This window comes from Streptomyces sp. CA-142005 (genome assembly GCF_050942335.1).
GTDB lineage: Bacteria > Actinomycetota > Actinomycetes > Streptomycetales > Streptomycetaceae > Streptomyces.
Genome location: NZ_CP192078.1, coordinates 4,713,064 through 4,731,357 on the forward strand (window position 1 = coordinate 4,713,064; position 18,294 = coordinate 4,731,357).

The 18,294-nt window shown below is 72.9% G+C and carries 16 protein-coding genes; 5 read left to right on the forward strand and 11 right to left on the reverse strand.

Features of this window, described 5'->3' with window-relative positions; genetic code table 11:
- Window position 1: 1 nt before the first annotated feature.
- Together ACQPXS_RS22075 and ACQPXS_RS22080 are read right to left on the reverse strand one after the other, a co-directional pair.
- A complete protein-coding gene (locus ACQPXS_RS22075) occupies window positions 2–1,588 on the reverse strand; it encodes a hypothetical protein (protein WP_433451036.1) in 1,587 nt (528 codons plus the stop codon).
- Window positions 1,589–1,785: 197 nt separating this feature from the next.
- A complete protein-coding gene (locus ACQPXS_RS22080) occupies window positions 1,786–3,171 on the reverse strand; it encodes a transcriptional regulator (RefSeq protein WP_433451037.1) in 1,386 nt (461 codons plus the stop codon).
- 289 nt (window positions 3,172–3,460) lie between these two features.
- On the opposite strand from ACQPXS_RS22080, the gene ACQPXS_RS22085 reads away from it, so the two are divergent.
- From ACQPXS_RS22085 to ACQPXS_RS22095, 3 genes are all read left to right on the forward strand, one after another.
- On the forward strand, window positions 3,461–4,126 hold the full coding sequence (locus ACQPXS_RS22085; protein WP_433451038.1) for a bifunctional DNA primase/polymerase: 666 nt from the start codon (window positions 3,461–3,463) through the stop codon (window positions 4,124–4,126).
- An 88-nt stretch (window positions 4,127–4,214) separates the two neighbouring features.
- Window positions 4,215–4,991, forward strand: coding sequence for an ABC transporter ATP-binding protein (locus ACQPXS_RS22090; RefSeq protein WP_433451039.1), 777 nt, complete (start codon window positions 4,215–4,217; stop codon window positions 4,989–4,991).
- Window positions 4,988–6,574 carry a transporter gene (locus ACQPXS_RS22095; protein WP_433451040.1) on the forward strand — a complete coding sequence of 529 codons (1,587 nt, stop codon included), beginning with the start codon at window positions 4,988–4,990 and terminating at the stop codon, window positions 6,572–6,574. The genes ACQPXS_RS22090 and ACQPXS_RS22095 overlap by 4 nt, the downstream gene beginning before the upstream one ends.
- 9 nt (window positions 6,575–6,583) lie before the next feature.
- On the opposite strand, the gene ACQPXS_RS22100 is transcribed toward ACQPXS_RS22095, so the two are convergent.
- Both ACQPXS_RS22100 and ACQPXS_RS22105 read right to left on the reverse strand, forming a co-directional pair.
- Window positions 6,584–7,495, reverse strand: coding sequence for an alpha/beta fold hydrolase (locus ACQPXS_RS22100; protein WP_433451041.1), 912 nt, complete (start codon window positions 7,493–7,495; stop codon window positions 6,584–6,586).
- 346 nt (window positions 7,496–7,841) lie between these two features.
- Window positions 7,842–8,534, reverse strand: coding sequence for a metal-dependent transcriptional regulator (locus ACQPXS_RS22105; protein WP_020940714.1), 693 nt, complete (start codon window positions 8,532–8,534; stop codon window positions 7,842–7,844).
- Window positions 8,535–8,795: 261 nt separating this feature from the next.
- Between ACQPXS_RS22105 and ACQPXS_RS22110 the strand changes: the two genes are divergently transcribed.
- Entirely contained in the window at window positions 8,796–10,211 is a 1,416-nt protein-coding gene (locus tag ACQPXS_RS22110) for a PAS domain-containing protein (protein ID WP_433451042.1), read from the forward strand.
- Between the two features lie 26 nt (window positions 10,212–10,237).
- Here ACQPXS_RS22110 and ACQPXS_RS22115 read toward each other — a convergent pair whose 3' ends face one another.
- Together ACQPXS_RS22115 and pdxH are read right to left on the reverse strand one after the other, a co-directional pair.
- The gene (locus ACQPXS_RS22115) at window positions 10,238–10,993 is read right to left on the reverse strand and encodes an SIS domain-containing protein (protein ID WP_433451043.1); all 756 of its coding nucleotides are present in this window, start codon (window positions 10,991–10,993) and stop codon (window positions 10,238–10,240) included.
- 437 nt (window positions 10,994–11,430) lie between these two features.
- Window positions 11,431–12,117, reverse strand: a complete 687-nt coding sequence (gene pdxH, locus ACQPXS_RS22120; RefSeq protein WP_433451044.1) for a pyridoxamine 5'-phosphate oxidase — start codon at window positions 12,115–12,117, stop codon at window positions 11,431–11,433.
- A gap of 167 nt (window positions 12,118–12,284) precedes the next feature.
- Here pdxH and ACQPXS_RS22125 point away from each other — a divergent pair, with 167 nt between their 5' ends.
- Complete coding sequence (locus ACQPXS_RS22125) at window positions 12,285–13,385, forward strand: citrate synthase 2 (RefSeq protein ID WP_366487254.1); 1,101 nt, start codon at window positions 12,285–12,287, stop codon at window positions 13,383–13,385.
- A gap of 85 nt (window positions 13,386–13,470) precedes the next feature.
- Here ACQPXS_RS22125 and ACQPXS_RS22130 read toward each other — a convergent pair whose 3' ends face one another.
- The 5 genes from ACQPXS_RS22130 to ACQPXS_RS22150 all read right to left on the reverse strand — a co-directional run bounded on the left by ACQPXS_RS22130 (window position 13,471) and on the right by ACQPXS_RS22150 (window position 18,294).
- A complete protein-coding gene (locus tag ACQPXS_RS22130) occupies window positions 13,471–14,505 on the reverse strand; it encodes an isopenicillin N synthase family dioxygenase (RefSeq protein ID WP_433451045.1) in 1,035 nt (344 codons plus the stop codon).
- 236 nt (window positions 14,506–14,741) lie between these two features.
- A complete protein-coding gene (locus ACQPXS_RS22135) occupies window positions 14,742–15,314 on the reverse strand; it encodes a hypothetical protein (RefSeq protein WP_433451046.1) in 573 nt (190 codons plus the stop codon).
- Window positions 15,315–15,348: 34 nt separating this feature from the next.
- Window positions 15,349–15,987, reverse strand: coding sequence for a TetR/AcrR family transcriptional regulator (locus ACQPXS_RS22140; protein ID WP_433451047.1), 639 nt, complete (start codon window positions 15,985–15,987; stop codon window positions 15,349–15,351).
- Between the two features lie 4 nt (window positions 15,988–15,991).
- Window positions 15,992–16,726, reverse strand: a complete 735-nt coding sequence (locus ACQPXS_RS22145; RefSeq protein ID WP_433451048.1) for an enoyl-CoA hydratase family protein — start codon at window positions 16,724–16,726, stop codon at window positions 15,992–15,994.
- A complete protein-coding gene (locus tag ACQPXS_RS22150; RefSeq protein WP_433451049.1) occupies window positions 16,723–18,294 on the reverse strand; it encodes a 4-coumarate--CoA ligase family protein in 1,572 nt (523 codons plus the stop codon). The genes ACQPXS_RS22145 and ACQPXS_RS22150 overlap by 4 nt, the downstream gene beginning before the upstream one ends.

The following is an 18,294-nucleotide window of genomic DNA, read 5'->3' on the forward strand; positions in this document are numbered from 1 at the left end:
CTCACAGCTGGGTGGGCTGGCGCTGGGTCAGGCCGTACTTCTGCGCGATCGTGTTCCACAGCGCCGCCGCCTTCACCTTCTGCGCGCTGGCGGTGCCGCTCGCCCGGTTGCCGGCCTGGGTCTCGCCCGTGGTGCGGGCGTGGCCCTTGCGGCAGACCTTGCGGTTCTTGGCCTGGTCGGCCCAGGCCGCGTAGTGGTTGTCGGCCGCGGCGGACGCCTGCCAGGCCTGGGTCAGCGCGGCGGTGAGGTCGCCGTTGTTCGGCAGCTTGTCCACGGACAGCTTGCCGAGCCGGGTCACCAGGTCGTTGCGCTGCCTGGCCGCGTCCCTCAGGTCCGAGGCGGCACCGTCGAGGTTGTCGCAGTTCTTGACGTCGGCCACCGACTTGATCACCGTGGCGCGGCTGCTGCCGCTGTCGGCGAGCAGCTTGTCCAGCGCGACCGCCTGCTGCCGGGCCGGGTCGGCGGCGGCCGAGGAGCCCTGGCTCGGAGCCGCGGACGTGGCCGCGACCGTCTTGCCGTCGGCGCCCTGGTCCTTGCCGTCCCCGCCGCTGAGCAGGGCGCCGACGCCCACGCCGATGACGACGATGCCGACACCGATCGCGGCGATCAGCGGCACCCGCGACCGGGTCCGGGGCCGCTCGTCGTCGTGTGCGGGGTCGTACGACGGCTGCTGGGTGCCGTACTGCGCCGGGCCGGGGTAGGCGTTCGGCTGCGGGACGCGCGGCATCTGCTGGGTGGCCCCGGCCGGGCCGTCGCCCGCCGGGCCGCCCCGGAAGAGGTGGTCGAACCCGTCCGAGGGCTGCTGGTTCCCGCCCTGCGACTGGCTCTGCGCCTGCGCGGCGTACGGCGGGATGTACTGGGTGGCCTGCGCATCCGGCGACGCCTGCGCGGGCGCCTGCTGCTGGACGCGGCCTAGGTAGCGCGTCTCCTCGCCGCCCGACTCGGGCGGCAGCGCGCCGGGCGCCACCGGCGGGATGTACTGGGTCGCGCCCTCGTCGGCGGGTGCGGCCGGCACGGGCGGCAGGTACTGCGTGGCGCCCTCGGGTGCGGCCGCCGTCTGCACCGGGGGTATGTACTGCGTCGCGCCCTCGTCCCCCGCCGGCAGCGGGGCCGGGTAGGCGTCCGGCACGGCCGGCGGAAGCGGCGCGGCGGCGCCCGCCTGCTGCGGATACGACTGCTGCTGGTGCTGCTGGTACGGATCGGGTGCCGCGCCGTACCCGGGCTGCTGACCGGCGCCGTAACCACCGCCCTGTGCGCCGGAGTGGTCGTACGACGGCGTCTGGCCGTACGACGGGGCCGGGGCGCCCTCCGGGGGCAGCGGGCCGGGGTTCGCGGCGGGCGGCTGCTGGTGCACCGCGTCCGGGGTGTGCCACTGCGGGGCCGCCGCCGGGGGCCAGCCCTGGCCCGGATGAGGCGCCTGCTGCTCGGGCCCCCAGGAACCGCCCCAGGCCTGCCCGCCTGCCGGGGCCGCGGGGGCGGGCGCGCCGGTCATGCCGGGCAGCAAGGGCTCGCCTCCGTCGGAGGGCAGCACGATGCCTTCGCGCGCGGGCCGCGCCGACGGCTCCTCGCCCTGTCCACTCTGCGTCACCGGGACTCCTACCAATGGGGGACCTTGTGAATCGGGCTCACGCTACCGGGTCCCCCGAGCCGGGTGCCATGCAGCTCAGGGCGCGATCTTCTTCCCTGTGACAGCGGTAACAAAACCGCCCCGCGGCGCGCCGGCCCGACACCCTCACGGATCCGGGTGCCGTTAGCCGGGCGTTCACGCGGCCGCGGGGCCGGTGTTCACGCGGCCTGCTGGAGATCGAGGCGCGCCCCGAACTCCCGTACCACCGCCTCCTCCCGGAAGGGTTCCAGGCGCTGCTGGAGATCTTCCAGATACTCGGCGCCCCGGTTGGAGCGGAGCGTCTCCAGCAGCTCCACCGCCTTCAGGCCGGTGCTGCAAGCCTGTTCGACCTCCCGCTGCTGCACCTGGGCCGTGGCGAGCAGCACATAGCCGATGGCGCGCCGCCGGGCCCGGGACTCCGGGTGCCCGGCCAGCGACTGCTCGGCGTACCGGGCCGCCTGCTCGGGCCGGCCGAGATCGCGCTGACAGTGCGCCAACTCGTCGGCGAGATACGCCTCGTCGAAGTGCCGGATCCACACCGGGTCGTCGCCGGAGGAGCCGTCCGCCTGCTCCATCGCGGTCACCGCCCGCCCGATGGAGGCCTGCGCCGCGCGCGCGTCGCCGAGCAGGGCGTGCCCGCGCGCCTCGGCCGCGTGGAACATCGCCTCCACCCGCGGGGTCACCTGCCCGCGCGTCCCTTCCTGCGCCGCCCGCGCCAACTGGGCGATCTCCCGCGGGTTTCCGAGCTGGGCGGCGAGGTGGCTCATGGACGCGGCGAGGACGTAACCGCCGTACCCGCGGTCCCCGGCGGCCTGAGCGAGCCGCAGCGACTGGATGTAGTACCGCTGGGCCAGCCCCGGTTGGCCGGTGTCCACGGCCATGTACCCGGCGAGTTCGGTCAACCGGGCGACGGACGCGAAGAGTTCCCGCCCGACCGTCTCCCGGTAGGAGCCGGCGAGCAGCCCGGAGACGACGCTGTTGAGGTAGTGCACGACGACCGGGCGCACATGCCCGCTGCCGAACTGGTGGTCCAGGTCGGTCAGCGCCTGCGTCATGGACCGTACGGCCGCCACGTCGGCCTGCCCCACGCGCGGGCCGGCCTGCCGGGCCACCTGGGCGTCCGGTACCGAGATCAGCCAGTCGCGGCTGGGCTCGACCAGCGCGGAGGCGGCGACGGAGGAGCCGGACAGGAAGTCCCGCCGGCCCACGTCGCTGCGCCACAGCTCGCAGACCTGCTCGATGGCCCCCAGTACCGTCGGCGAGAACTGGAGACCGACCCCCGAGGCGAGGTTCTTGCCGTTGGCCATGCCGATCTCGTCGATCGTGACCGTACGGCCGAGCTTGCGCCCGAGCGCCTCCGCGATGATCGCCGGCGCGCGGCCCCGTGGCTGCTGTCCGCGCAGCCAGCGGGCCACGGACGTCTTGTCGTAGCGCAGGTCGAGGCCGTGCTCGGCGCCGCACATGTTGACCCGCCGGGCCAACCCGGCGTTCGAGCACCCCGCTTCCTGGATGAGTGCCTGCAGCCGTTCGTTCGGCTGCCTCGCCACGAGAGGCCTTGCGGCCATGGACTACCCCCTGCGTTGCGACCCCCGGAGCGTGAAGTTCCGGCCGAGTGGTCGGTGACGATCCGTACGGGAAGATCACTGCCCAGTTGACATACCGTCAATGCGCGACATGTGCGGTTTGCCGGGGTAAAGGCGCATGCCGACCCCACCCCTGGCTACCCAGGTCAGGCCCCGCTTCCTCCCGCGCGCCCCCGCCCGTGCACCCATGCGCCCCGACTGCTGAATCGATGCTCCACCCCGGCGCGCGCCATGGCCGTAACTCCAGGTGGGTGCGGGAGTTGAGAGGGGCGTGGAAGAGACGATCGCGGGCGCCGAAAACACTCAGATTGCCGGTCAGATTCCGCAGCAGCGCGGGGGATCGCTGCTGGAGACCGCCGTACGCTACGCCGAGGAACGGCACTGGGACGTGTTCCCGGGCACCTGGCTGGAAGCGGTCGACGGAGTCCAGCGCTGCTCGTGCGGCGACGCCTCGTGCCCTGCGCCGGGTGCGCACCCCGCGCGCCCCGACTGGGCGACGCAGGCGACCGGCAGCGCGACCGTCGCGCGCCGGATGTGGCAGAAGCAGCCGACGGCTTCGATCCTGCTGCCGACGGGCCGGACGTTCGACGCGTTGTCCGTCCCGGAGAGTGCGGGGTTCCTGGCGCTGGCCCGGATGGAGCGGATGGAGTCGACCCTGGGGCCGGTCACGCTGAGTCCGGATCGGCGGATGCACTTCTTCGTGCTGCCGGGCGGGTCGGTGAAGGTGCCGGAGCTGGTGCGGAAGCTGGGGTGGACGTTGTCGTCCCTTGATCTGGTGGCGCTGGGTGAGGGGGCGTACGTGGCCGCTCCCCCGACGCGGTTCGGGTCTCGCGGGGCCGTGCAGTGGGCTTGCCGGCCCACCCCGGCGAATCGGTGGCTGCCGGACGCGGAGGAGCTGATCTCGCCGCTCGCGTACGCCTGCGGGCGGGATCGGTAGCCGCGCGCAGGCGCCCGCGCGGCGGAGCCGCGTACCGGGCCCAGCCCCGCGCCCCTACCGGGCGCCGCACTGGTCGTAGCCTTCCTCCATGACCGAAGTCGCAGTACGCGTACGAGGGCTCTGGAAGCAGTTCGGGCAGCAGGTCGCCGTCGGGGGGATCAATCTGGACCTGCCCGCCGGAAAGTTCATCGGGCTGGTCGGGCCCAACGGGGCCGGGAAGACCACCACCCTGTCCATGGCGACCGGGTTGCTGCGGCCGGACGGCGGGACCGTCGAGGTCGTCGGGCATGACGTGTGGCGGGATCCCGTGGCCGTCAAGGCGAGGATCGGCGTCCTTCCCGAGGGGCTGCGGCTGTTCGAGCGGCTGTCGGGGCGGGAGCTGCTCGGGTACTCGGGGCGGCTGCGCGGACTGCCGGGGGCCGAGGTCGACAAGCGGGCCACGCAGCTGCTGGACGTCCTCGACCTGGCCGGCTCCCAGCACAAGCTCGTCGTCGACTACTCGACCGGCATGCGCAAGAAGATCGGGCTCGCGGCCGCGGTCCTGCACAACCCCGAGGTGCTCTTCCTGGACGAGCCCTTCGAGGGCGTCGACCCGGTGTCCGCCCAGACCATCCGAGGCGTCCTGGAGCGGTACACCGCCTCCGGCGCCACCGTCGTCTTCTCCTCCCACGTCATGGAGCTGGTCGAGTCGCTGTGCGACTGGGTCGCGGTGATGGCGGCGGGACGCATCCGCGCGACCGGCCCGCTGGCCGACGTGCGCGGCACGCACCCGACGCTCCAGGGCGCCTTCCTGGAGCTGGTCGGCGCGACCGGCCGGGACGCCGGGTCCGATCTGGACTGGCTGGGTGGCGGGACGGCCCGATGACCAACCTCACCTCCACCGTCGTACGGCTGAAACTGTCACTGCTGAAGAACGGGCTGCGGCAGTCCGGGGGCCGGCGGGCCGCGTTCGTCGTCTCGGCGGTCATCGCGGTCCTGTTCGCCCTGCTGCAACTGCTGGGGCTGCTCGCGCTGCACGGGCACGCGCACGCCGACGCCGTCGCCGTACCGGGTACGGCCGTGCTGGCGCTGGGCTGGACGGTGCTGCCGCTGTTCTTCCCGACCGGCGACGAGACGCTGGACCCGACCCGGCTGGTGATGCTCCCGCTGCGCCCCCGCCCGCTGGTCCGGGCACTGCTCGCGGCCTCCCTGGTCGGCATCGGCCCGCTGTTCACCCTGCTGGTGCTGACGGGCTGCGCGCTGTCCCTGGCCCGGGGCGCGGCCGGGTACGTCGTCTCCGTCGTCGCCGTAGCCCTCGCCCTGCTGGTCTGCGTGGCGCTGGCGCGGGCCGTCGCCACGGCCAACGTACGTCTGCTGACCAGCAGGAAGGGCCGCGATCTGGCCGTGCTGAGCGGACTGGTGATCGCGATCGGGGCGCAGCTGGTCAACTTCGGGGCGCGGCAGCTGGGCTCGGCCGGGCTCGGCCGGTTGCAGCCGGTCGCGGACGTGCTGTCCTGGGTGCCGCCGGCGTCGGCCGTTGCGGCGGTGCGCGCGGTGAGCGAGGGGTCGTACGGCGTCGCGGCCGCCCAACTCGCCGTCACCGTCGCCGGTCTGGCGGCGCTGATCGTCGTGTGGGCGCGGAGCCTGACCCGGCTGATGACCGCGCCCGACGCCTCCACGCTGCAGCCGGCCGACACCGCGGTCCGCAGCCGCTCGGCCACCGGACTGGGCCGGCTGCTGCCGCAGGACCGCACGGGTACGGTCACGGAACGCAGCCTGCGCTACATCTGGCGGGACCCGAAGACCAAGGCCGCCTGGGTGACCTCGCTGGCCATCGGGCTGATCGTGCCGGTGTTCAACGCGGTGCAGGGCACGGGGTCGATCTACTTCGCGTGCTTCGCCGCCGGGATGCTCGGCATCCAGATGTACAACCAGTTCGGGCAGGACAGCTCCGCGTTCTGGATGGTGGCCATGACCGTCTCCTCACCCCGGGACGCCTACGCCGAGCTGCGCGGCCGCGCCCTCGCCCTGCTGCTGATCACCCTCCCCTACGCGGCGCTCGTGACGGTGGTGACGACGGCCCTGCTCGGCGCCTGGACGCGGCTGCCGGAGGTGCTCGGGCTGTCCTTCGCGCTGCTCGGGGCGATGCTCGCGACCGGCGCCTGGACCTCGGCCCGCTTCCCCTACTCCATCCCCCAGGAGGGCCACAAGAACGTCGTCCCCGGCCAGGCGGGCCTCGCCTGGATCTCGATCTTCGGCGGCATGATCGCGGCGGCCCTGCTCTGCTCCCCCGTCATCGCCCTGACCGTCTGGCTCCACGTCAGCGCGGGCGGGGAGGACTGGCGGTGGCTGCTGCTGCCGGTGGGGGCCGCGTACGGCGCGACGCTGACCTGGCTGGGCCTGCGCCTGGCGGCTCCGAGGACGGCAGGACGGCTGCCGGAGATCCTCACGGCCGTCAGCAAGGGGTAGAGCAACTCCTCAGTCGCCGAGCACCCGGTCGAGAAACGGCTGGACGGCTCCCCGCCAGGCCCCCGGCATGTCGTAGTGCGCAAGGTGCCCGGCATCGGAGACCTCCGCGTACTCCCCGGCCGGCAGCACCCGCACCATCTCCTGCGCCTCCGCCCGCCCCAGCTCCCCGTCCACGCCGCGCACCACCAGCGTCGGGCACCGCACCTGGGCCAGTTCCTCCCAGTGCGCGTCGTACACCCAGGTCTCACGGGACCGGAGCATCTGCTCCGGCTCGAACACCGGCCGCCAGCCGTCGGCGCCCTCGTGCATCACCTCGGCGTAGAACTCACCACGCGCCGGATTCGGCCGCTCCACCCAGGGATCGTCCTCACCGAACCACTTGCGTACGTCGGCCAGCGTGGCGAAGGGGACGGGCCAGGCCCGGAACCAGTCCGCCCACTCCCGCTGCGAGGCGGCGCCCAGGGCGGAGGCCCGCATGTCGCAGATGATCAGGCCCCGGACCAGTTCGGGGCGCTTCGCGGCGAGCTGCCAGGCGGTCAGCGCGCCCATGGCGTGGCCGATCAGGAGCGCGGGGGCGAGGCCGAGCTGTTCGAGGGCGGCCTCGGCGTCCTCGACATAGGCCTCGCGGGTGTAGGCGGCCTGTGGGGGCTTCTCGCTCTGGCCGTGTCCGCGCTGGTCGAGGGCGACGGCACGGTGGCGTGCGGCGAGCCAGCGGGCGGTGGAGGCCCAGTGGGAGGCACGGCCCATCAGGCCGTGAAGTAACAGCACGCCCGCGGCACCGGACGTCGGACCGGGCGGCACGTCCGCCCGGCCGCCCGTCCGGTCGTCCGCCGGATCGAGTCCCGTCTTGGGAGGGTCGGCGAACTCCCAGGCGGCGAGGCGCACCCCGCCCGCTCCCGTCACGTCGATACGCCGTGCCATCGGCCTGGCACCCCCCAGCTCCGCCTGCCTCGTACCGGTGTACTGCCGTACTCGCTCGTACTCGCTGCTGTCGCTGTCGTGCTTGTCGTCGTGCTGTCGTCGTGCTCGTCCTGCCGCCGCAGACTATCGAATACTTATTCGAAAAACGCGTATCTGCGGACAACACCCCTCATTCGAGTGACACCCCTGAAGGAATGATCGCCGCCACCGAGGGGATCACTTCTGCGGGAGGCGGACCGCTCGGGGAAAAACGGTCCGAGGGGAATGACCCTGAGAGCTCGGGGCTCCGGGTCAGCACAGGGGAGGACAGGCCCCGGCGCCGCAAGGCGCCGGGGCCCTCTCCCGCTCAGCGCTTGGCCACGAACACATGCGAGGCGACGTCCGCCTCCAGCTCGGCCGCCTCGCCGCCGCTGCCGACCAGCACACCGCCCGCCGACTCCGTCACACTCACCACGGACCCGGGCTGCACACCCGCGCGCCGCAGCGTGTACATCAGCTGCGCGTCCGTCTGGATCGGCTCACCGATACGGCGGACGACGACCGTCTTGCCGTCCGTGCCCGCGTCCAGGTCGGCCAGCGAGACCATGCCCTCGTCCAGGAACGGATCGGCACCGTCCTTCTCGCCCAGCTCCTCCAGGCCCGGGATCGGATTGCCGTACGGCGACTCGGTCGGGTGCCGCAGCAGCTCCAGCACGCGCCGCTCGACGGCCTCGCTCATCACGTGCTCCCAGCGGCAGGCCTCCGCGTGCACCTGCTCCCACTCCAGGCCGATCACATCGACCAGGAGACACTCGGCCAGCCGGTGCTTGCGCATCACGCGCGTGGCGAGCCTGCGCCCCTCGTCGGTCAGCTCCAGATGCCGGTCGCTGGCGACGGAGACGAGCCCGTCACGCTCCATGCGCGCCACCGTCTGGCTCACCGTCGGCCCACTCTGGTCCAGCCGCTCCGCGATGCGGGCGCGCATGGGGACGACGCCTTCCTCTTCGAGCTCGAGGATGGTGCGGAGATACATCTCCGTGGTGTCGATCAGTCCGGACATACGTGCCCCTCGATTACCTCTGCCGGCAGCCCGGCGCGTGCGCTGGCCCTGGCACCAATTCTGCCGGATCCGACTGACAAGCGGGGGCCGCCGGGAAAACGGGCGGCCACCGGGGGGGTTCGGCGGCCCTTCGGGGCACTCAATCTTGTGGGGCCAATCTTGCGGGAACAGGATGTGGGCTGGGTCACGTTCCAGTTAGATGAAGCCCAGTGAGCGAACCGTGCGCCGTAAGCGCGCCGACGCAGCCTCCAGGGGGTCCAGGTGAGTGCTTCCCGGCGGAGTGGGACCACCGACGCACTCGGGCCCGACGAGCCCGGTGAGTCAGGCGGATCCGATCTGCTCGCCGCACTGCTCGACGGCATGGACGCGGCCCTGTGCGCCTTCGACGCCGACGGGGTCGTCACGCACTGGAACCGGGAGGCCGAGCGCATCCTCGGCTGGACGGCCGCTGAGGCCGTGGGGCGGCACGGGTTCGCCGGATGGGCGGTGCGCAGCGCCGACGCCGAGGAGGTGCAGACCCGGCTGATGTCGGTGATGCAGGCGCCCGGGCGGCAGGTGCACGAGTTCGCGCTGGTCACCAAGGACGGCGGGCGGGTGCTGGTGCGGACCCAGTCCGCCGCCGTACGCGGGCCCGACGGCAAACCCGCCGGGGTGTACTGCGCGTTCAGCGAGGTGCACACCCAGATCGACCTGGAGCGGTCGATCGCGCTGAGCGAGGCACTGTTCGAGGACGCCGCCTGGGGAGTCGTGCTCATCGACGCCGACCTGCGGCCCGCCGTCGTCAACGCGCACGCGGCCCGCGCGCTCGGCATCGGGCGTACCTCCGCGCTGGGCCGGCCGCTCGGCGAACTGCTCGCGCAGGGCGTGGAGGAACTGGAGGCCGCGTTCACCCATGTGCTGGCCGAAGGCGCGCCGCCCGCGCCCGCCGAGATGTGGGTGACCGTACGCACCCAGGGGAGCGAGAAGCGGCGCTGCTGGCGCAACGGCTTCGTACGGCTGGCCTCGCCGCTCGCGGAGGAACCCGTGCCGCTCGGCGTCGGCTGGCTGTTCCAGGACGTCACCGAGGCCAAACAGAGCGAGCAGGAGGCGGCCCTGCTGCGCTTCCGCTCCAACCAACTGCACCGGGCCGCGCGTGCCGCCGCCGAGTGCGAGGACCCGGCCGAGGCGGCCACCGTCCACCTGGACTTCGCCCTCGCCGGCTTCGCCGACCACGCGTTGATCGACCGCATGGTGCCTTCCCCGCGCTCGGAGGGGCCCGAGGATTCCCAGGGTTCCGAGGGCGAGGGGACGGCCGTACGACTGGTACGGCTCGCCGCGACGCCCGCCGGAGCACCGGGACCGAGCCTGCTGACCGGCGCGGCCGGGCTGCCCGTGCGCTACGAACCGGGCCATCCGGCGCTGCAGTGCGTGGAGCGCGCCGGGGCGGTACGCGCGGACGCCGGATCCGTCCCGGAACAGCGGGCGCGGGAATGGGCGCTGACCCGGCAGTGGCCCGGCGACGCGGTGCACGCCCTGTGCGCGGTGCTGCGCAGCCGGGGGCGGACGCTGGGCGTGGTGACCTTCCTGCGCGGCTCCGGCCGCAGCCGCTTCGAGCGGTCCGACGCGGCCTATGCCGAGGACGTGGCCGTCCGCATCGCGGCGGCGCTGGACCTGGCGGACGCGGTGCGGGAGAAGTAGCCCCTCCCGCAGGCTCGCCGGTGGGCTCAGTGCCGGTAGAAGATCCGGTCGGCGTACTCCCGCATCACACGGCGGTTCCACTCGTGGCCGCCGTCGACGTTGCCGGAGCGCAGGAGCGGGGGTTCGATGCCCCGGCCGGCGAGGGCGGCGGCGGCGGTCGCCATGACGGCCTGCATCAGGGCGGCGGTGACGACCGTGGAGGCGGGGGCGAAGGGCGCCGGGATGGTGTCCAGGGTGAGCTCCGCGTCCCCGACGGCGATCTTCGAGTCCAGGACGATGTCGCAGTGGTCCTTCAGGAAGGTGCCGGAGGAGTGCCGGGACGTGGTCTGCGAGGCGTACGCGACCGAGGTGACCCCGATGACCTTCAGGCCGAGGGCGCGCGCGTTCACGGCCATCTCCACAGGCAGGGCGTTGCGGCCGGAGAGGGAGATGATCACCAGGGCGTCGCCGGAGCGGACCGGTGAGGTGTCGAGGACGGCACCGGCGAGGCCGCCGACGCGTTCGAGCGCGGAGCCGAGGGTGGCCGGGGTGACGTCGACGCCGACGACGCCGGGGACGGCGAGCAGGTTCATCAGGGCGAGGCCGCCGGCGCGGTAGACGACGTCCTGTGCGGCCAGGGAGGAGTGCCCGGCGCCGAAGGCGAACAGGCGGCCGCCGGCGGCGACGGTGTCGGCGAGCAGGTTGCCGGCGGCGGCGATCGACTCGGCCTCCTCCTCGCGGACCCGTTGCAGCAGGCCGATGGCGGCGTCGAAGAACAGGTCGGCAGGCGTGCCGTCGCTCATGCGGTGCCCCTTCGCAGCGTCTGTGTCGCGGATCACCGTGCGGTCTGGACCAGTGCGGTGTCAATACGGCCGCCTGCCATCCGGGCCGGTCACGCCTTCGCGGCAGCCGGCCGGTGCGAGCTCGGGTATCCGGATCTCCGTCTGTGCCGGCGGCACATCGGAAAAACACTTGAGCCCTCCCCGACCGCTTCCTAGGCTGTGGCTTACGTGGAAGGGAGGTGATCGGGTAAATGAGTGAAACCCGGACGCGCGAGGTGGCTGCGGGCTAGCGGCTCGCCACCACACCCAGTGCGGTGCCGGACCAGCGTGTGTGCGAAACACGCAGCCGGCCGAATCCAACGCAGTCACCCGGCCCGCGGGCTGCCGGTACGTCCGGCCGGCTCCTCCCAGAGGAACCCAGCCCGCGGGTCGTCTGCGTTCACGGGGCGCCCGTGCTCTCAGGGGGCGAGGCGCTCGACCTGCCAGCCGCCGCCCGGCTGGGCGACGTAGCGCAGGCGGTCGTGGAGGCGGTCGTGCCGGCCCTGCCAGAACTCGATGGTCTCCGGGGTGATGCGGAAGCCGCCCCAGTGCGGGGGCACCGGGACCTGTTCGTCCTCGGGGTAGCGGGCCTGCAGTTCGGCGTAGGCGGTGTCCAGTTCGGTTCGGGAGGCGATCACCGAGGACTGGGCGCTGGCCCAGGCGCCCAGCTGGGAGCCGTGCGGGCGGGTGCGGAAGTAGGCGGCGGTCTCGTCGCGGCCGGTGCGGTGGGCGGTGCCGGTGACGATGACCTGGCGGGCCAGCGGGTGCCAGGGGAAGAGCAGCGAGATGTGCGGGTTCTCGGCGAGGTCGTGGGCCTTGCGGGAGCCGTAGTTGGTGAAGAAGACGAAGCCCTCGGTGTCGAACTGCTTCATCAGGACCGTGCGCGAGCTGGGGCGGCCCGCCGCGTCCGCCGTGGAGACGACCATCGCGTTGGGCTCGTAGATGGTGCCGTGCAGTGCCGCCCGGGCGGCGTCCTCGAACCAGCGGGCGAACTGGTCCATGGGGTGCGCGGCGAGGTCCTGTTCGGCGAGTCCCTCCGCCCGGTACTGCTTGCGCATGGCGGCGGGGTCGAGGACGGGGTCCAGGAGCGGGTCGCGGTCGGTCACGCGGTCATCTTGCCGTATCGAACGGCACTGGCACTCAGTGTCGTACAGACTCCCCAACTGTGGCACTGGGAGTTATCGTGCAGGTTCCCTTGCGGTTTGGGTGACCACCGGCCGATCGGGGCATCACCGGGGTGACCGCCGCCGACCACTTCACGAGGAGCCGCCTGATGTCCGATTTCGTACCCGGACTCGAGGGAGTCGTCGCGTTCGAGACGGAGATCGCCGAACCGGACAAGGAGGGGGGCGCCCTGCGCTACCGGGGCGTCGACATCGAGGATCTGGTCGGTCATGTCTCGTTCGGGAACGTGTGGGGGCTGCTGGTCGACGGGGCCTTCAATCCGGGGCTGCCGCCCGCCGAGCCGTTCCCGATCCCGGTGCACTCCGGTGACATCCGGGTGGATGTGCAGTCGGCGCTCGCGATGCTGGCGCCGGTGTGGGGGCTGAAGCCGTTGCTCGACATCGACGAGCGTCAGGCGCGGGAGGATCTCGCGCGGGCCGCCGTGATGGCGCTGTCGTACGTGGCCCAGTCGGCGCGTGGGCAGACGCTGCCGATGGTGCCTCAGCGGGAGATCGACAAGGCGAAGTCGGTGGTGGAGCGGTTCATGATCCGGTGGCGGGGGGAGCCGGATCCCAAGCATGTCGCCGCGGTGGACGCCTATTGGACGTCCGCGGCCGAGCACGGGATGAACGCCTCGACGTTCACCGCGCGGGTCATCGCCTCCACCGGCGCCGATGTCGCGGCCGCGCTGTCGGGGGCGGTCGGTGCGATGTCCGGGCCGTTGCACGGGGGTGCGCCCTCGCGGGTGCTCGGGATGATCGAGGAGATCGAGCGGACGGGGGACGCGGAGGCGTACGTCCGGCAGGCCCTGGACCGGGGCGAGCGGCTGATGGGGTTCGGGCACCGGGTGTACCGGGCGGAGGATCCGCGGGCGCGGGTGCTGCGGCGTACGGCGCGGGAGCTGGGGGCGCCGCGGTTCGAGGTCGCCGAGGCTTTGGAGAAGGCCGCGCTGGAGGAGCTGCACAATCGCCGGCCCGACCGGGTGCTCGCCACCAACGTGGAGTTCTGGGCGGCCATTGTGCTGGACTTCGCCGAGGTGCCGGCGCACATGTTCACGTCGATGTTCACCTGTGCCCGGACCGCCGGGTGGTCGGCGCACATCCTCGAGCAGAAGCGGACGGGGCGGCTGGTGCGGCCGTCGGCTCGGTACGTGGGTCCCGGGCCGCGCCGGCCGGAGGACATCGAGGGGTACGGAGAGATCGCCAGCTGAGAGAGACGGCTCAGGGGCGCGGGCGACCGCGGGTCCGCTGCGGTTGCCCGCGCCCCTGAGAACCGGGCCCGTCGGGCCCGTTTTTTCATGCAGGGGTCAGCAGATCCGCATGGTGCCGCCGCGCCACCAGCGGGTGTGCCCTCAGCTTGCCCTTGAGTTCGTTGTAGCCGTACTCGGCGTACAGGGGGTTCGCCGGGTCGGTGGTGATGCCGGGGGCCTCGGAGGCGTGCGGGAAGGGCAGCGGCTCGACCTTGGCGTCCAGGCGGGGGTTGTAGAAGAACGGCACGGAGAAGCGCTGGGTGGCTCCGGGCGGGCTGACCACGCGGTGGTTGGTGGCGATCAGGTAGCCGTTGGTGGCGACTTCCAGGAGTTCGCCGAGGTTGACGACGAAGGCGCCCTCGATGGGCGGGACGTCGTGGAAGAGGCCGTCCTCGCGCTGGACCTGGAGGCCGCCGACGGTGTCCTGCAGGAGCAGGGTCAGGAAGCCGTAGTCCTTGTGGGCGCCGACGCCCTGGTCGGTGCCGTCGTCGGCGCTGCCGGGGTAGCGGACGAGCTTGAGGTGCGGGTGGGCGTGGGTGCCGAAGACCGGGTCGTAGAAGTCGGCGGGGGCGCCGATCGCCGTCAGGAGTTCGTGCAGGAGGCGGTTCGCCACCGCGCTGAGCTTGTCGATCCAGGCCAGGGCGGCGGTGCGCAGTCCGGGGAGGGCGGTGGGCCACTGGTTGGGGCCCTGGAGCCACCAGTACGGGGGTTCGCCCGGGGCGGGGACGCGGGCGGGGCGTTCGGCGCCTATGTCGAGCTGGTCGCGCCAGTCGCGGGCGCCGGCGGTGCGTTCGTCGCCCGTGCGGGTGTAGCCGCGGAAATGCGGGGAGTACACGTTGTCGAGGGCGAGCCGGTCGGCCTCGGGGAGGGCGAAGAAGGCGCGCATGGCGGTGAGCAGCGCGTCGGTCTCGGCCTGGGTGACGCCGTGTCCGACGAGCTGGAAGAAGCCGACGTCGTGGGCGGCGCTGTGCAGCCGGGTGTGGAACCGGGCGCGGGCCTGGGGGCCTCGGTCGGCGTCCGACAGGTCGATGACGGGGAGCTGGTCGTAGGACGGGGTCGCCGTCTCGGTGTGCGTGGTCATGGTGCGTCCGCGGGTGTACGGGGCACGGGTGGCCGCCGAGGGGTGTGACGGCCCCCGGGTGCCGGAAAAAGGACCGGAAAGAGAAAGGGAGGAGGGGGCTGGATCAGGCGGGCAGGCGCCGACAGCCCATGCTCGTGACGCGCACGTAGTCCACGTGGCGGCGGCGGACGAGCATCGGAAGCATGGGGCAAGGGTACTGCCCTGTGCCGGATACGGGTGTGGCCCGGCTCACCGGGTCAGAACTTGCCCCACACGCACACGGTGCGGTGGCCGCCCAGCGCGTCGGCGAGCAGGGTGCGGAAGTCCTCGCCGAACTCGGGCCAGTTCCAGAACTCGAAGCCCAGGTGGGCGAAGGCGAAGTAGTCGTGGGCCCAGGTCCAGTCCGGGAGCGGGACCGGGGTGGCGCAGGCGGGGCAGGTGACGTCGGCCGCTCCGGTCGCGTGCCAGCGGTCCATGGCCGTGCCGTACGGCTCCCAGGCCGCGTCCATCCGGTCGTACTCGTCGGTGTAGAGGCGGGTGGTGGTCGTACAGCGGGGGCAGCGGACCCACTCGGGTTCGCCCTGGCCGCCGTGGAAGATCGTGCGCCCGGTGTACAGGGTCAGGCCGTCGGACGGTTTCCAGTGGGCGTCCGCCGGGTCGACGGCCCGGTGCCAGTGCGGGCCGGGCAGGTGGTGGCCGAAGGAGCGGTCGGTGCGCTCGGCCAGCACGATGCCCTCGGTCACGAGCCGGCCGAGGACGTGCTCGGCGAGGCGCGGTGCCTCGGCGGCGGTGGCGTCCAGGTCGACGATGGTCTGAAAGTGGTCCCCCATGTCCGCAACCGTAGCCGCCGCCACTGACAACGGCTCAGCCGAGGACCTGTTCGAGCAGGTCGGCCCACTGGGCGACGACCCGTGCGCGGCGGGCGGCGTCGTCGGTGAGGAGGTTGGCGAGGCCGAGGCCGCGGGCCATGTCGAGGAGGCCCTGGACGGTTTCGCGGACGCCGGGGCGCCTCTCGTCGGCGCCGAGCAGGTCGACGGCGATGCGGTGGGTCTCGCGGCCGACGCGGGCCTCCAGTTCGGTCACGCGGGTGCGCAGCTGGTCCTCGTTGGAGGCGGCGACCCACAGGTGCAGGGCGGCGCGGAAGAGGGGGCCGGTGTAGAGGTCGACGAGGGCGGCGACGACGGCGCGGCGGTCGGCGGGGCCGCCGGCCGGGAAGAGTTCCCGCAGGGCGGTGGAGCGTTCTTCGGCGACGTATTCGACGGCGGCCGTGAAGAGGTCCTCGCGGGTCGGGAAGTGGTGCTGGGCGGCGCCGCGGGAGACGCCGGCGCGTTCGGCGACGACGGCGACGGTGGAGCCCGCCCAGCCGTGTTCGGCCAGGCAGGCCACGGCGGCCTCCAGGAGCCGCTGCCGCGTGGCCCGGCTGCGGTCCTGTTTGGGGCTGCGGTCCGGCTTGGGGTTCGGGTCCTGCCGGGCCACGCCGTCGCGTTCCGCCGTCGTGCTCATCCGGTCACACCACCCATGCCGCGTCCCGTCTTTCCAGGAAGGCCGTCATCCCCTCCCGGGCCTGGTCGGAGGAGAACAGCCGGGCCGAGAGCGCGGTCAGCGCCGCCGCGTCCCGGTCGAATGTTTCCAGCACCCTAGCCGTGAGCAGCTGTTTCGTCTCGGCCAGGGCCTGCGGGGAGGAGCGCCGCAGGCCGTCGAGGATGGGGGCGAGGGCGTCGTCGACGTCGTCGGCGGTCGTCGTCAGCAGGCCGAGGCGTACGGCCTCGGCCGGGTCGAAGCGTTCGCCGGTGAGGTAGTGGCGGGCGAGGGCGCGGGGGTCGGTGCGCGGGATGACCGGCAGGGAGATCACGGCGGGGGCGACGCCGATGCGGACCTCGGTGAAGGCGAAGGTGGCCGTGGTGGAGGCGGCGGCGATGTCGCAGGCGGCGAGCAGGCCGAGCCCGCCTGCGCGGACGTGGCCGGTGACGCGGGCGACGACCGGCTTGGGCAGTTCCACGATCTGCCGGAGCAGGGCGACCAGGGCGTCGGGGTCGGGTGGGTCGCGCAGGTCGGCGCCGGCGCAGAAGGTGGAGCCGGTGTGGGTGAGGACGACGGCGCGTACGCCGGGGTCCTTGCCGCAGTCGGTGAGGGCGGCGGCGAGGTCGCAGACGAGGGCGGCCGAGAGGGCGTTGCGGGTGTCGGTGGCGTCGAGGCTGAGGGTTTCGACGGCACGCGCGCGTGTGCGGCTGATCGAGGTCACGGCAGCTCCCTCAGTTCCCGGCGCAGGATCTTGCCGGAGGCGGCGCGGGGGACGGTGTCGATGAAGGTGACCCGGCGAACGCGTTTGTAGGGGGCCACGCGTTCGGCGACGTACTGCATGATCTCGTTCTCGGTCGGTTCCCCGGCGGTGTCGGCGCGGCGGACGACGAAGGCGTGCGGGACCTCGGTGCCGTCGCCGTCGTAGGTGCCGATGACGGCGGCGTCGGCGATGCGGGGGTGGGTGAGCAGCAGGGCCTCCAGTTCGGCGGGGGCCACCTGGAAGCCCTTGTACTTGATGAGTTCCTTCACCCGGTCCACGACGTACAGCCAGCCGTCCTCGTCGGTGTGCCCGACGTCTCCGGTGTGCAGCCAGCCGTCGGCGTCGATCATCGCGGCGGTGGCGTCGGGGCGGCCGAGGTAGCCCTTCATCACCTGGGGGCCGCGGATCAGGATCTCGCCGCTCTCACCGGTGCCGAGGTCCTTGTCGGGGTCGTCCAGGGAGACGATCCGCATCTCGGTGCCGGCGATGAGCCTGCCGACGGTGCCGGCGGGGGCGTCGTGCAGCCGGTCGAGGGGGACGACGTGGGTGCCGGGGGACAGTTCGGTCATGCCGTAGGCCTGGCCGATCGGGGGCAGGCCGAGGCGCTGCGCGCAGGCGCGGGCGAGCTGGGCGTCCAGCGGGGCGGCGGCGCTGATGACGTACTTCAGACAGGAGAGGTCGTAGCGGGCGACCGCCGGGTGCTTGGCGAGGGCGAGGACGATCGGCGGGGCGACGTACAGGCCGGTGATGCGGTGCTTCTCGATGGCTGCGAGGAAGGTCTCCAGGTCGAAGCGGGGCAGGACGACGACCGTGGCGCCCTGGCGCAGGGGCGCGTTCATCAGGGCGGTGAGGCCGTAGATGTGGAAGAACGGCAGTACGGCGAGGATGCGGTCGCCGGGGGCGGCCGGTACGGCGGGCGCCAGCTGGGCGAGGTTGGTGGCGATCTGGCGGTGGGTGAGCATCACGCCTTTGGCGATGCCGGTGGTGCCGGAGGAGTACGGCAGCGCGGCGACGTCCTCGGCCGGGTCGAACGCGATCTCCGGTTCGGGGGCGGCGGTGGCGAGCATGTCGATGAGGGAGCGGTGGCCGGGCGCGCTGTCGCAGACGAATATCTCCCGTATGCCGCCCGCGAGTTCGGCGGCGCGGCGGGCCGTCTCCAGCAGGGGTGAGACGGTGACGATCCAGCGCGCCCTGCTGTCGCCGAGCTGTTTGGCGAACTCCTCGGGCGTGGCGAGCGGGTGCACCGTGGTGACGGAGGCACCCGCGCGCGTGGCGGCGTAGAAGGCGGTCGGGAAGGCGATGGTGTTGGGGCTGTGCAGGGCGAGGACGTCGCCCTTGCCGACGCCCGCCTCGGCGAGCCCGGCGGCGACGCGCCGGTGGAACCGGTCCAGCTGCTGGTACGTGAGTGTGGTGCCGTCCGTGCCGTCGATGAGTGCGGGGTGCTCGCCGAACTCGGCGGCGTGCCCCAGGACGGCCTCGTGGATCGGGAGTGCTACGGGCGGAACGTCTGCGTACTCGCTGCGGAACAC

Excerpts from the sequence above, each read along its gene's own strand:
- ACQPXS_RS22125 (WP_366487254.1), top strand. The coding sequence starts at position 12,285 with ATGTCCGATTTCGTACCCGGACTCGAGGGAGTCGTCGCGTTCGAGACG.
- ACQPXS_RS22140 (WP_433451047.1), bottom strand. The coding sequence starts at position 15,987 with ATGAGCACGACGGCGGAACGCGACGGCGTGGCCCGGCAGGACCCGAAC.
- ACQPXS_RS22105 (WP_020940714.1), bottom strand. The coding sequence starts at position 8,534 with ATGTCCGGACTGATCGACACCACGGAGATGTATCTCCGCACCATCCTC.
- ACQPXS_RS22090 (WP_433451039.1), top strand. The coding sequence starts at position 4,215 with ATGACCGAAGTCGCAGTACGCGTACGAGGGCTCTGGAAGCAGTTCGGG.
- ACQPXS_RS22100 (WP_433451041.1), bottom strand. The coding sequence starts at position 7,495 with ATGGCACGGCGTATCGACGTGACGGGAGCGGGCGGGGTGCGCCTCGCC.
- ACQPXS_RS22095 (WP_433451040.1), top strand. The coding sequence starts at position 4,988 with ATGACCAACCTCACCTCCACCGTCGTACGGCTGAAACTGTCACTGCTG.
- ACQPXS_RS22115 (WP_433451043.1), bottom strand. The coding sequence starts at position 10,993 with ATGAGCGACGGCACGCCTGCCGACCTGTTCTTCGACGCCGCCATCGGC.
- ACQPXS_RS22080 (WP_433451037.1), bottom strand. The coding sequence starts at position 3,171 with ATGGCCGCAAGGCCTCTCGTGGCGAGGCAGCCGAACGAACGGCTGCAG.
- ACQPXS_RS22135 (WP_433451046.1), bottom strand. The coding sequence starts at position 15,314 with ATGGGGGACCACTTTCAGACCATCGTCGACCTGGACGCCACCGCCGCC.
- ACQPXS_RS22130 (WP_433451045.1), bottom strand. The coding sequence starts at position 14,505 with ATGACCACGCACACCGAGACGGCGACCCCGTCCTACGACCAGCTCCCC.